9 protein-coding genes are annotated in these 14,584 nt (G+C 43.9%); all 9 read left to right on the top strand.

Annotated features, from left to right (window positions below):
- Positions 1 to 32: 32 nt before the first annotated feature.
- The 9 genes from NSS67_RS22860 to NSS67_RS22820 all read left to right on the top strand — a co-directional run bounded on the left by NSS67_RS22860 (position 33) and on the right by NSS67_RS22820 (position 14,578).
- Positions 33 to 2,066, top strand: a complete 2,034-nt coding sequence (locus NSS67_RS22860) for a hypothetical protein (RefSeq protein ID WP_339315928.1) — start codon at positions 33 to 35, stop codon at positions 2,064 to 2,066.
- Between the two features lie 28 nt (positions 2,067 to 2,094).
- Positions 2,095 to 2,868 carry a sugar phosphate isomerase/epimerase gene (locus NSS67_RS22855; RefSeq protein ID WP_339315927.1) on the top strand — a complete coding sequence of 258 codons (774 nt, stop codon included), beginning with the start codon at positions 2,095 to 2,097 and terminating at the stop codon, positions 2,866 to 2,868.
- Positions 2,869 to 2,908: 40 nt separating this feature from the next.
- Entirely contained in the window at positions 2,909 to 3,931 is a 1,023-nt protein-coding gene (locus NSS67_RS22850; RefSeq protein ID WP_339315926.1) for a Gfo/Idh/MocA family oxidoreductase, read from the top strand.
- 305 nt (positions 3,932 to 4,236) lie between these two features.
- Positions 4,237 to 5,508 (top strand): extracellular solute-binding protein, encoded by a 1,272-nt coding sequence (locus tag NSS67_RS22845; protein WP_339315925.1) that lies wholly within the window; start codon positions 4,237 to 4,239, stop codon positions 5,506 to 5,508.
- A gap of 27 nt (positions 5,509 to 5,535) precedes the next feature.
- Entirely contained in the window at positions 5,536 to 6,456 is a 921-nt protein-coding gene (locus tag NSS67_RS22840) for a cache domain-containing protein (protein ID WP_339315924.1), read from the top strand.
- On the top strand, positions 6,357 to 7,256 hold the full coding sequence (locus NSS67_RS22835) for a sensor histidine kinase (protein WP_339315923.1): 900 nt from the start codon (positions 6,357 to 6,359) through the stop codon (positions 7,254 to 7,256). Before NSS67_RS22840 ends, NSS67_RS22835 begins: the two co-directional genes overlap by 100 nt.
- The gene (locus tag NSS67_RS22830) at positions 7,253 to 8,737 is read left to right on the top strand and encodes a response regulator (RefSeq protein ID WP_339315922.1); all 1,485 of its coding nucleotides are present in this window, start codon (positions 7,253 to 7,255) and stop codon (positions 8,735 to 8,737) included. The genes NSS67_RS22835 and NSS67_RS22830 overlap by 4 nt, the downstream gene beginning before the upstream one ends.
- A 179-nt stretch (positions 8,738 to 8,916) precedes the next feature.
- Positions 8,917 to 13,275, top strand: coding sequence for a glycoside hydrolase family 97 N-terminal domain-containing protein (locus tag NSS67_RS22825; RefSeq protein WP_339315921.1), 4,359 nt, complete (start codon positions 8,917 to 8,919; stop codon positions 13,273 to 13,275).
- Positions 13,268 to 14,578, top strand: a complete 1,311-nt coding sequence (locus NSS67_RS22820; protein ID WP_339315920.1) for an S-layer homology domain-containing protein — start codon at positions 13,268 to 13,270, stop codon at positions 14,576 to 14,578. Before NSS67_RS22825 ends, NSS67_RS22820 begins: the two co-directional genes overlap by 8 nt.
- The last annotated feature ends 6 nt before the right edge of the window (positions 14,579 to 14,584 follow it).

The following is a 14,584-nucleotide window of genomic DNA, read 5'->3' as shown; positions in this document are numbered from 1 at the left end:
GTTAAGTTTGTAAAGGGAGGACAACTCAATTCATGGATTTATATGTGAAGAACAACGGGGAATGTAAGCTTAGTGTTGAGGTATGTTACAACAGTGGCATCATTACGAATAATGCTGTGGAATTGTTGCTAGAGGAATGGAGAGACGAATATCAGATTAGCGATCTTCCGCGGCATTCGGATCCAATGGAAGGGAATCGCATTCGTATACTCGAGCCCACAGGTATAGAAGGTAAGGATGATCAGACCTTTGTTATTTCTACTGAAATGGTAGATGGCTATTACTATATCAATCTCTCAGGCACAAGTGAAAAGGCGATCCTCTATGGCATATGCGAGATTCTCGATCAGACCTATATCCTGGATCAAGACGTGCGGTTGCCCCAATTAAATATGACGAGTACACCGGATGTGAGAAAACGAGGTGTCGAGCGACATTGGGGCCCGTCCATGACAACACCGGATAGTTTGGAAGAGAACCTCAAGCTGATCAAGCTTTTAGCAAGAAAAAGAGTCAATCATCTCATGTGGATCGATAGTTGGATTAATTTAAGCTGGTATCCATTTCTTGATTTTAGGTATTTCCCCGCACTTCAACGAGCGGATCAGCAAGGAAAGATTAAGCTCGCGAAGGAGTGCCTTCGTACTATTATTAATGAAGCGAAAAAATGGGGAATGGATTTTTACCTTTCCTGTACAGAGTTTAATGTCCCCGAAGATCTTTTACAAAAATGCCCCGAGATGTTTTATCAAAATCCTGAAACGGGATTACGCGTGCTGCGGTTAGATTATGAGGATACTTGGTTGTTTTATAAAGCTAAAATCAAAGAGGTCATGGAGGACTTTCCTGCTCTTTCTGGAATTGAGCTATGGACAGGGGAGGCTATGGAAATATACCAGTGCTACCGTCCTGAATCAGATACAAGGTCGATTGGTGAGCTTTTCCTTATGATGTATGATTATGCTCTTGAGGCGATGGACGAGGTAGGAAGAAGTGATGGACGTGTTATTTGTTCCAGCTTTACCCATCATCCGGATTCCGAAAAATTATATGAAGATATATTAGGTGAATTACCAGAACGTTGTGATTCACGTAGTAAAATGCAGGTGGAGGATTACTATCGTTTTCATTCTCCCGCGACACTTCCAGGCAGGCTGTCACCGGGCAGGGAATGGGTCGAGTTTGATCTTGGAGGCGAATACAGAGGGGATTGGGCCGGATGGATTACCTGTGCGCTTGCGTTTATACCTGATCGCATGAGGTATTACTACGATAAGGGCGTAAGCGGTTTCATGTGTAGAATACGCGGATATGCCCTGGGTCCTAACACCACTTTTATCGGAGATTATGAGGTTCTAAAAGGATTACAGTCTATTAAATATGATATCTATTTCAAATCCCTGTGGGACATGAATATCTCACTAGCCGATGTATGGCGTATGTGTAAGAGACGTGGCTTCTCCGATCAAATGTTGGAGTTCTTTCAATTGTCGGAAAAAGTGGCAGAACAAGCGCACTATGCCAATGAATGCATCGTGAATAATTTCCATTCCTCTTTTATCGGCTCGATTGAAAGATACGAGTGGCAGCTGGAATATGTAGATCACGTTTATAATACGGTGGGTAAGGAAAGAAAGTGGATTTTAGAGCCTAGTGAGAATAATTTATCGCTCATTATAGATGAAAAAGAACAGGCTGTTCAGAATGTTCTAAGAATGAGTGACATCCTAGAACAGTGTAAACAAGAGCTCATTGAAGAGGACTATATTGCTTTGAGAAGATGTATGGACTATCAAATACAGGTTGTTAAAGTGTTTAAAGTGCATACTGAAATGTTCTTTAGGTACCGGGTACTCATGCTGACGAAGCTGGAGAACAGGCATAAACTTCTTGTGGATAGCATGAGAAGATGTGAAGAGGAAGTTGCTCAGCTACGTCTTCTTGATGAAGTACAAGCCAAGCATGCTTATGCTTTGATTTCCGACATTAAATGGAGACTGAGCTGTGATATGCAAAAGTATTATCATGAGCTAGCTTATCATGGTGTTTGTAAGGTAGCTGAGTGAAGAATATTTTCTTGGAGGGATAAAAGCGATGAGAAGAATGGGTATTGGTTTGCAGATGCATACTGTGCGCGGGGAATTGGCTAAAGATTTTACCGGTACACTTCGTCGTGTGGCTGAACTCGGCTATGAAGGGGTAGAATTTGCAGGTTACGGAGGTTTGTCTGCGGAAGCGCTGAAGGAACTGCTGCAAGAATTGAACTTAAAAGCAATTGGCGCTCATGTAAGTATTACCAAAATGAAGGCTGATTTGAATAAAGAAATTGAATATTTGCGTGCTATTGACGCTCCTTATCTCATTTGCCCGCATATTGCTGCTGAGGATCGCCAAACACCTGAAGCATGGCAAAGCTTGTTCGCTTTTTTTGCGGAAACAGGCCAACAGGTGAAGGAAAAAGGGCTTGAATTTGCTTACCATAACCATGCGTTCGAATTTGAGATGAAAGTAAACGATCAATACGCATTCGATGCCATATATGCATTCGTTACTCCAGAGGCGCTGCAAGTGGAGCTGGATGCAGGCTGGGTTCAATTCGCAGGTCTGAACACACTGCAATACATTGCGAAATATGCAGGCCGCTTGCCGCTGCTTCATCTGAAAGATTTCAAAGGTGTCGTGGATGGAGATATCAATACGGTTGAGTTAGGTGAAGGCGAGATCGATCTGCACGCTGTAATTGGGGCCGGCTCGGACGCGGGTGTTGAATGGATTATCGTAGAGCAGGATCGCTCTGCAAACCCGCCTCTTGAAAGTGTTGCTACCAGCTACAACTGGCTGAAACAAAATTATTTATCCCAATTTTAATTTAAATTTGAATACTATTACAAAAGGAGTAAAAGCAGAGATGAGCAAAATTAAAGTAGCGGTTGTGGGTTGTGGGTCCATTTCTAAGAAGAGACATATTCCGGAATACGCGGCGAATCCTAACGTTGAACTTGTAGGTTTTTGCGATCTAGTTCTAGAACGAGCCGAAGGCTATGCGCTACAGCGCGGCGGAAGAGCCTATACAAACTATGAAGAAATGCTGAAGGTGGAGAAGCCGGATGCCGTCAGTGTATGTACACCGAACGTGCTGCACGCTCAATATGCAATTACAGCAGCGAATGCAGGAGCTCATGTGCTTGTGGAGAAGCCAATGGCAACGAACGAAGCAGACGCTTTGGCTATGATTGAAGCTGCAAGAAAGAACGGCGTGTTCTTGATGGCGGGTCAGAACCAACGTCTGATGCCGCCTCACCAAAAGGCTAAAGAAATTTTGCAAACTGGTAAAATGGGTAAAGTCATTTCCTTCCGTACGTCCTTCGGTCATCCGGGACCTGAACGCTGGAGTATTGATGGCCGCGACAGTTGGTTCTTCCGCAAGGAGGAAGCTATCATGGGCGCGATGGGCGACCTTGGCGTTCACAAAGCCGATTTGATCCGTTGGCTTCTTGGCGATGAAGTGGCTGAAGTCGCTGCTTTCGTGAACACGCTGCACAAAGAAGGGACCGATGTAGACGATAACGCGACCTGCATATTGCGCATGAAGAGTGGAGCGGTCGGCACGTTAGTTGCCAGCTGGACGTATTATAAAGGCGGCGACAACAGTACGGTATTGTGGTGCGAGAATGGTGTTATGCATATCGGTACGCATCCGGTTGATCAAGTTATAGTCGAGCTTCGTGACGGCTCGGTTGAGAAGTATCAGGTCGGTGCGATGGCGACGAACGAGAAGCAAGTGCCTAGCGGCATCATGGACGCTTTCGTGGAAAGCATTGTAACGAATACACCACCGAGCATTTCCGGCGAAGAAGGCCTGAAGTCGCTCAAGGTCATTCTGGCTACTTTCGAATCGCAGGATTCGAAAAAGGTTGTTTCTTTGTCCTAATCCTATCCTACTCCAAAACTAAGGGGTGGTCCTATCAGCCTATTCATGGCTTTTGGGACACCCCTTCTCTGTATATTGCAGCCCCTTTGTCTTATTACAGTAGTATTCAAGAATATCACATGAGAAAAATGGATGTACATTGACTTGGAAATACAATAGGATGATTGAAATGGTAATATAAACCACAATAAATTGAAAGATTAAAAATTTAACGATGATTAAACGTTTTCTTTTGTAAGCGTAAACATTACTTTATGTTACTCTGTATGAATAAAATTTCTAATACATGTGGAGGCAACGTGAAAATGAGAAGATACTGGATTACGGCATTGGGTTTGCTGCAAATCTTAGCTCTTGTGCTCCAGGCCTGCTCTGCTCCAAATTTTAAGGCAACCGCCAATAAGTTAAATGAAGTAAGAATCGGTGGTGGTTCTAAAAAAGAGGATTCCAGGCAAGTGAAGCTATCCGTCTACATGTACGTTACGGATGTTAGGGTGCAGAACGTGTACTATGCGATCTCCCGTGCTTTTGAAGCAAAGAACCCGGAGATTCGGGTAGAACTGCAATTTCCTGGTTTTCAGTATGAGGAGATTCTAAAGGTTAAGCTGTCCACCAATGAACTACCGGATATCTTTGATACACATGGCTGGGCCAAGATACGTTATGGCAAATATCTTGAGGACCTTAGTGATGCACCGTGGGCAAAGCAGCTGACAGATACGATTAAGTCCGCAGTGACCGATGACCAGGGGAAGGTGTACGTGTTGCCGGTCAGCGAGGCGAGAGATGGATTTTCTTATAACATTAATGTTCTGGAAAAATACCATATTCGGGTTCCGAAAACTTATGATGAATTAATGGCTGCGGCAGATATCATCGTGAAGGAAAGCCATGGGCAGGTTGTTCCATTTTTTTTCTCTGGGGTCGATTCTTGGACCATTGGACAATATTTTGATTATTTCGCAAACGGATTTTTGGAGAATTCGGGAGATGACTGGAAGCAGTGGGAACGCATTGCTGTGATATGGAAGGAAATGTTCGATAAGGGTTATATCAATAAAGATGTTTTAACGGTGAAATACAGTGAGCTACCGAAATTGTTTGCGGAGGATAAAGTGGCTTTTTCCTTTGCTTCACCCTCCTTTGCAGACGATGCATATGAGATTAATACCGGTACCAAAATCGGCATAATGCCAGTTCCCTCTATGAATGAGCGAGCGGTTCCTACTTTTTCGGGAGGGGAGCGCAACACGCTTGGTATCTGGAAAAATTCTAGTCATCTAAAGGAGGCAAAGCTGTTAGTCAATTTTTTTGCTCAGCCGGACAATATGAAAAAAATTGCAGATGTTGTCAAAATTCCACCGGGCTTAAAGGGGATCACACCTCAGCATGAATTTATGCCATTTTATAAACAGTATAAGGATGTCCCTGTAATTCCGTATTTTGATCGTATTTATTTGCCAAACGGGATGTGGGAAGTGGTGCGGCGACTAGGCATAGAGCTGCTGGCAGGTGAAATTACTCCAGTGAAATTTGAGCAAGTTATGAAACAGGAAGAGGAGCGGCTGTCCAACTAACAGCCAAGCGAAGGGGGACAAATAGAGATGAGACCGGGTTCTTTTCGTTTCAAGCTGGTGATGCTTTACTTCTGGACGATTGTCATTCCAATCGTAATCATTGTATTCTTTTTTCCAAATTATTTTCAAAAATTAATGATCAAGCAGAATACACAATACGCTGAGAGCATGTCCGCCTCCTTCACGAAAAATATAGAGACGTATCTCAATGAATTGGAACGGTTGACCTTAACACCGTATTTCGACAGTGACATTATGAAGGCACTAAAATATAAGGCCAAGCAGAACGATGAAATCCAGCTCACGCCGATAGAAAAGCTGAGGATGGATAATGCACTGAATGAAAAGTTTCACAATTTTATTCGCATGTCGCGCGAGGATATTTCAGGGACAACATTGGTCACACCCGACGGCTCCATTTATGCCAAATCAACAGATTTGACCACACCGGTAGACAATTACCCTTTTACATCTACCAAATGGTACCGTAAAGCGCTTGAGGCGAATGGTTCTGCCGTATTTATTGGTAGCCACAAGCAGGATTATTTGAAGCAACCGCTGCTTACGGATGTTTTTTCCGTTGCCAGAATAATTAGAGATCCCGATACGGAGATGCAGCTTGCCGTTATTATTGCCGATGCTGATACTCAGGTGCTCAAGAAACTGATCCAGGATTTTCGCTTCAATGTCAATTCCACGATTGCAGTGCTTGATGACGAACATCGCGTGGTCTATTCCAACGCAGAATTGACGCCTTCTATGCTAGAAAGTGTAGACAAATCCTCAGACAGTGTAAGCGATGACAAGGATACATATCAAGTAATACAACGGGACATTGGAACATCTCAATGGAAGCTGGTTTTTTTTTGCCGAATTCCGAAATCATCAATCAGCTTAGGTGGATCTATGTTATTGGCGTCTTGTTCGCGATCTGCGGCTTATTCTTGACAGTTATTGTCTTTTTTCTTTTATCTAAATGGATTATTCGTCCCTTCCAAGAGATTATCTCTACGATGAAAAAGGTGGAGCTTGGTAGGTTACAGACACGCCTGCAGGTCAGGGGCAAGGATGAGGTGGCCCAGATCGGATTAGCTTTTAACCGGATGATCCATCAGGTCGAGGATCTTATTGTGAGAGAATACCAGGCGAAATTCAACCAGCAGCAAGCGGAGTATCGCTCGCTTCAAGCCCAGATCCAGCCCCATTTTCTATACAATATTCTGAATGGATTTATTGGACTTAACCGGATTGGTGAGCAGGAAAAGCTGGAAGAATCGATTATTCACCTCAGCAAAATGCTTAGATATATTCTTGGACAGCGGGACTGGACGAGTATCAAGGAGGAATGTGATTTTCTTGCCTGGTACTGTCAGTTACAGAAACTCCGCTTTCATGACCGTCTTCAATATCATATTACTTTTGATACAGCGTGTATGGATATCCAGATTCCAAAGCTATTACTGCAGCCACTGGTCGAGAATAGCATTATTCACGGGATTGAACCTCTAAATTATCCAAGAGAAATGAAGGTCAATGCTCAAATCCATGAGGACTCATTTCTCTCCATCACGGTAGTTGACAATGGCATAGGCTTTAACATAGATAACACTGACAAAAGTGTAGGTTTGACTAATGTTAAGGATCGCCTGTTGCTTGCTTTTCCAAATGGGGAGTTTGAGCTAGTTAGCAGCGTTGGGGACGGTACAAGCATTCATATTAAAATTCCGATGAAGGACGTGTTTAGATGAAGATAGTGATCGCGGATGATGAATTTCTGGCCCAGCAAACACTCCTCAGTATGATTCGTGAAATCAAGGGTGACTGGGAAATCGTTGGTGTCGCAGGCAGTGGGATTGAACTGCTAGATATTGTATTAGAGAAACGTCCTGATATTGCCTTTGTGGATATCAAGATGCCTGGTATGAACGGAATTGAAGCCATTCGTCAGGCAAAGGCAGGCTCTGCTGATACGGAGTGGTTCATTCTGTCGGGCTATTCGGAGTTTGCGTTTGCTCAAGAAGGGATCCAGCTTGGGGTCAAAAATTATCTGCTCAAGCCTTTGAGTCTGGGTGAACTGCGGGAGGCGCTTTTGATGGCACAGACTACGGTGCAGGAGCGCTTCGCCAGCAAGCAAAGGCGGTTTGCGAATGCCGTATGGAATCACAATTATGGGTCGGAAAGCGCTGCAATTGGGTTGAATGAACATCCCATCATGCAAGTTCAAATGGCAGTCGTATTCGCCGATCGCTATCTTCTCGAAGAGGAGACATGGTCCATACCGCTTAACAAAGTCTATACCTATATCAATCAGATTTTTGCGGAATTCGTGGACCAAGGTCTGCTTCTGACCTGGCTGATTCTTCCCGTTGGTCATGCTGCTGTGGTTGGAGCCTCGCGTCCCGGATCTCAGGACAAGGAATTACTGGACAGTTTCTTTCTGCGCTTGCAGCAAATGATGGATAATCCCGACAATTCTTCAGGACTTAGGTTGACGGTGGTCTCCTCACAGGCACAGTTAGCGCTTGATAAAATCCACGAGCAGGTGAAACGGATGATTGATCGCGGAGTTTTTCGTATGTTGAAGGGTCTGGGGAAAATTTGGAACGCGAGTTCCTTCCGGCATTTCAACGAGGAACAATTTGAGTTATGTAATAGAATGGAGCACCTGGTCCAGATGTACATAGAAAAGAAATATACCCGTTATATGGATGAGCTGTTCGAGATGAAGCAGTTTACTGCGGAATCGCCGAATGTCTTGGAGGGCAGCGGTATCAGGGAAGCGCTCTATGATTACCTGAATACGACACTGTGTGTGCAACTCGAGCCTAATGCTTTTTTTGCCAAGAATATCCAACTTTTGAAAGTGCACGGGGATGTCTTACTTCAGCGGATGAACAAAGATGAGCCGCCACAGGATATTGTCCATAAGGTTATCCAGTATATGAAGTCCAACTACAGGGAAGAGATCGGAACCACAAGAATTGCCGGACATTTTCAGGTATCACCGAATTATCTTAGTACGGTGTTTCACCAGAAAACCGGATCTACGATCATGCGTTTTCTGACGGAGCTACGTATTAATAAGGCGAAGGAAATTCTAGCCGTAGGCGATATGCAGATCCAAGAAGCGGCGGAACTGGTGGGCTATATCAATCCGGGATATTTTACGAATATATTCAAAAAAATCGAAGGTTACTCCCCCACAGAATACAAGCAGATGCTGAGATAAGAAGGGAAAAGTCACACATGGGTAGGATAAAAGAATCCGCAGGGACCGTAAAAAATAGTTGGTCAACCTTAATTATCTTACTCATGTAAGCGATAACATTCATGCTACACTCTAGCAGTAGAAGCCAATCAGGGATTACCCAATGGCGGAATAAACAGAAAAGAAAAAGGAGGGTTAATGTGAAAAAGAGAAAACAGAAAATTTTAAAATGGGTCTTGGCGCTTGTCCTGTCTAGCGAGATGCTTTTGGGTAATGTAGCGCCTACACTTGCGGAGGAGCTGCCAGCTGCGGGAGAAGTAAGCATGGTGCTGGATAGTGCATGGGAAGTAGCAAACCCGACAGCAGGAAACCTTGTTGTTAATGAGGATGGAAGTATTACTATCACAACTGAAGGTGGAGCAATTAATGATGCTGGGGGAATGAAAAACATTCTTAACTATCAGCTTCCGAACCAGACGGACTATGATTTTACTGTGAAAGTAAGTGGGGATTTTACGGCAAACTATCATGGGGCTCATCTGATGATCGCAAGCGGAAAGAACCGTGAGAATGCCGTTGCTGTGGTTCGCAGACAGCATGGATTTCTTAGTGGAAAGTATGGAACAAACAAGCTCATGGGTCTTATGCAGAATACTACTTCAAACAACGAGTATTACGAAGGTGCTGCAGCCATCGGCAATGATTTTTATCTGAGACTGGAGAAGCGGAACGGAAGAGTCTACGGTTACTATGCAGCGCAGTACAGTGAAAACGTAGAAAATTGGAATCAGATTATTGATACTACTGTGTCGGGTGGCGCTGTAGAGTATATAGATAAGGGCAATGCACTCATTGCGCCTGAGAACATTTATTTAGGAATCGCTGCGGCAAACGGTGGCGGGGCGACACCTACAAAAATTACGTTCTCTGATCTGAGAATCGGTGGTGAAGCGGTACCCTTCGCTATAAATTCAAGTGCGTTAAAATCCGTCGTGCTTTCTGGTGAAGCGAAAATGGGTGTAGGTGCTGCACATACACAAACGCTTAACGTGACAGGTGCAGATTATGATGAAAATGAAATCACAGAATTTGATTCAGTAGTCTACACAAGCAGTGATGAAGATGTGGCAACGGTTAGTGAAGACGGTGTTGTTACTGGTGCACGTAACGGCAATGTAGTAATTACTGCCGAAGCAACATTGGGCGAAGTTACAAAAACAGCTGCTCTGGCAATTCAAGTTGGAGATATTGAGGCAGAAGAATCATGGGAACTTTCATCTCCAGATGGAAATACAAAGATGACGGTAGAAATGATCACAGGTGGAGTTCTTCAATATACTGCGGAAAAGAATGGCGTAGAAAATATTGGGACATCACCACTTGGTTTAGTAACCAGCTTAGGTGACTTTTCAAGTGGCCTTGTATTAAAAAAAGCTTCAGAAGTGAAAGAAATCAACGAAAGCTATAAGGTGCTTTCCGGTAAGAGTGATGAATATACAAATCACTATAAGGAACAGACGCTTACATTCGCAAGGAAAAATGATAATTCTGTTGAATTTGATTTGATAATCCGCGCCTATGATGATGGAACGGCATACAGATATGCTGTCCGCACAGATGGGGAAAAAGAGATTAGAATCAGTGATGAAGTATCAGGCTTGCAGCTTCCGAAAGAAGCAGATGTATATTGGATGAACTATACTTCGGCTACATGGAATTATGAAAGTCAGTATCAAGTAACTACTACGGAAGGATTAGCAGTGAACTCTACTCCCTCCATGCCATTCTTGTATGGAACAGAAGGTGTATGGACGCTGTTCTCAGAAGCAGACCTCAACGGAAGTTTCAGTGGTTCTATGCTTACAGTAAAAGAAAATGGGATGTTAGATGTTTCATTCTCTAAGTCACAAACGGGGGATGTAGTGACAACGACGCCTTTTAAATCTCCATGGAGAGCGGCAATCACAGGTGCTACGAAAGACATTGTAGAAAATACAATGATTGAAAATCTGAGTACTCCGGCAGATTACGAAACATATGACTATGAATCATGGGTAGACCCAGGTTTATCTTCCTGGTCATGGGTAGCTAACTGGGGAAGTGGAATCAGTGATCAGTCGAAAGCTGAAACACATTTGAACTGGATTGGATTTGGAGCTGAAATAGGATGGGATTATTATATCCTTGATGAAGGCTGGAATCTGGGCGGTCGTGGAAACGTTAGTGGTATGCGTGACTGGTGGCCGACAGTAAAAAATTATGCAGAAGAAAAAGGAGTTAGATTGTGGGCATGGGTACATGTACGAGATATTGATACACAGGAAGAACGCGACAGGCACTTTTCTGAATGGGCTGCACAAGGTATCGTAGGCATCAAGCCGGACTTCTTTGATGGGGAAAGCCAGGAGCGTATGCAGCTTTATGATGATCTGTATAGAGATGCGGCGAAGTACAAGCTCATGGTTCTTGCACATGGTGCAAATAAACCAACCGGTGAAATTCGTACTTATCCAAACGTATATGGACGTGAAGCAATCCGTGGACAGGAAGCAGGAGGTATTACTGCGGAACAGTACACAATGATTCCATTTATCCGAGCGGCAATTGGACCGGCAGAGGTTACAGAAGAAATCAGATCTAAGGATTATAACAAGACTACTATGGGATTCCAGTTCGCATTGACAGCGTTGATTGAAGACGGAATTCATAGTATGGGTTCTACGCCGGAGGTTTATAGAAGTATTCCGGAAGGAATGTCCTACTATAAAAATTACCCGAAAAAATGGGATGCAACAGAATTTGTTGACGGTGTAATTGGCCAATATCTGAGCATAGCAAGAAGAGCCGGAACTAACTGGTATGTTTCTGGAATCAGTGTGAATCCAAGAACGATGAAAGTTCCATTAGAATCCCTTGACGCAGGCACAGAGTATACAGTAGTGCTTTACAGAGAAAACGACAGACGGGACGTAAATATGGATATTATCCCGAATGTTACAAACGAAACAGTATTAGACATAAATGTACTTTATGGCGGCGGATATGCATTACGTGCAGTTCCGACAGCAGAGTTGGATAGCATCACTTCAATCGTTGCTGATCCTGCAGAAGTGATGGTAGAAAAAGGATATTTATCTGATCCGGTTGTAGTTACACTCAGTCCGGAAAAAGCAGAATTCAAAGATGTTATATGGAGTGTTGCAGACGAAACAATCGCAACTGTAAATCAGAACGGTTTAATCAGAGGCGTTGCCGAAGGTGAGACTACAGTAACGGTAGCTTCTGCATACGACAAAACTGTAAAAGCAGAAATTAAAGTAAAGGTTACACCTCCAAGGTATGTTCTTGATGGTGATAAATGGACAATTCTTAATCCAAGTGAAAATGTTATTATCAATAATGCCGATTCAGCAACAATTACAACAGAAACGGGAGTACTTGGCGCTAATAACTGGAAAAACATGTTCTCTATGGATGTACCGGAAGGCGATAAAGACTTCACCATCACTGCTAAGATTTCCGGTGGCCTTAGGACAAATTATCAGGGTGGATTTATAACAGTCTTTAATAAAGCGAATCCAAATAGCTCATCGGTAGCAGCAGGACGGCGTTATCATAGCGGCATCATGGGAAGTCACCCTCAGGCGTTCGGCGTAATGTCAACCGCCTCAGGAGCTACCTCTGAATATTACAACGCAGATGATAATTATAATAATGATGTTTACGTTAAGATTCAAAAAGTTGGAAATACATTTATTAATTCCTATAGCTATGAAGGTGTGAATTGGACAGCAATTACCAACAAAGGAACACCCCAAACTACTACAAATGCAAATTTGGCAGCAAGTGCAAATCTTTCTGTAGGTTTCTATGCAGGTTCCGGCGGGGGACAAACAGCAATTGATATCACAATCAGCGATTTTACTTACAATGATGTAAAGGTACCGATAGCAATTGACACCTTGGAACCAGGAGTTGTTGATAAAACGGCACTGAATGATGCAATAGCATCTGTAGAAGCATTAGAAGAAGCAGACTACACAGCAGACAGCTGGGCAGCATTAGTAACTCAATTGAATGCAGGAAAAGATGTAGCTGCAAAGGAGAATGTTACACAGCAGGAAGTGGCTGAAGCAACAGCAGCAATTAAAGCAGCAGTAGAAGCACTAGTAGCAGTAGATCCAGAAGTTGTTGATAAAACGGCGCTGAATGATGCAATAGCATCTGTAGAAGCATTAAAAGAAGCAGACTACACAGCGGACAGCTGGGCAGTATTAGTAAATCAATTGAATGCAGGAAAGGATGTAGCTGCAAAGGAGAATGTTACACAACAGGAAGTGGCTGAAGCAACAGCAGCAATTAAAGCAGCAGTAGAAGCACTAGTAGCAGTAGATCCAGAAGTTGTTGATAAAACGGCGCTGAATGATGCAATAGCATCTGTAGAAGCATTAAAAGAAGCAGACTACACAGCGGACAGCTGGGCAGTATTAGTAGCTCAATTGAATGCAGGAAAGGATGTAGCTGCAAAGGAGAAATGTTACACAGCAGGAAGTGGCTGAAGCAATAGCAGCAATTAAAGCAGCAGTAAAAGCACTTGTAGCAGTAGATCCGCAAGTTGTTGATAAAACGGCGCTGAATGATGCAATAGCATCTGTAGAAGCATTAAAAGAAGCAGACTACACAGCGGACAGCTGGGCAGTATTAGTAGTTCAATTGAATGCAGGAAAAGATGTAGCTGCAAAGGAGAATGTTACACAGCAGGAAGTGGCTGAAGCAACAGCAGCAATTAAAGCAGCAGTAAAAGCACTTGTAGCTGTAGATCCGCAAGTTGTTGATAAAACGGCGCTGAATGATGCAATAGCATCTGTAGAAGCATTAAAAGAAGCAGACTACACAGCGGACAGCTGGGCAGTATTAGTAGTTCAATTGAATGCAGGAAAAGATGTAGCTGCAAAGGAGAATGTTACACAGCAGGAAGTGGCTGAAGCAACAGCAGCAATTAAAGCAGCAGTAGAAGCGCTTACTAGAGAGGCTGGGACACCAACACCAACACCAGCGCCAACACCAGTGCCAACACCAACACCAATACCAACACCAGCGCCAACACCAGTGCCAACACCAACACCAACGCCAACACCAGTGCCAACACCAGCGCCAACACCAACACCAACACCAACACCAACACCAACACCAACACCAGCGCCCGTTCAGCCGGGAGTGCAATTCATGGACAATGTCGTTTATATTGACAATGTGCTAACCAGCTTCGCCCAAAAAATTGAGGATGCCAAGTCCAATCCGGAACCGCTGAAATTTAAGGATACTTCCTCTCATTGGGCTGACTCCACCATTGGTATCTTTACGAAGTTAGGATTGGTTACTGGTTATCAAGACGGCAGCTTCCAGCCGGATACAAGCATCACCCGTGCGGAGTTCGCTACGATTCTTGCTAAGGTATTTGGCTTTGCAGGCAACGCTGGCGAAAGCTCCTTAAGTGATATTTCCGGTCACTGGGCCGAAGCTTCAATTACCGCCCTGAAGCAAAAAGGTGTAATTTCCGGCTACCCGAACGGCACATTCCTGCCTGATCGGGAAATCAGCCGCGCCGAGATTATTGCAATGATCTCCAGGATCATTAACCTAAACAGCATTAATGCAGCGTCCTCCAGCTTCACGGATCTGGATAAGACATGGAATAAGGAGCAGATCGAGCAAGCGGCGGCAGTCGGCATCATTAGCGGGGTGGGAAATGGTATGTTCCTTCCAGCCAAGCAGGCTTCCCGTGCCGAAGCGTTAACTATTGTACTGCACATTCTAGAGACTAATCTGGAGCTTAAGAGTCTCCTGGATACCCTGAAATAAGCTAAC

Source organism: Paenibacillus sp. FSL R10-2734 (genome assembly GCF_037963865.1).
Taxonomy (GTDB): domain Bacteria; phylum Bacillota; class Bacilli; order Paenibacillales; family Paenibacillaceae; genus Paenibacillus_AQ.
Note: the sequence above shows the minus strand (reverse complement) of the source record. Positions and strands in the feature narration are given on the sequence as shown.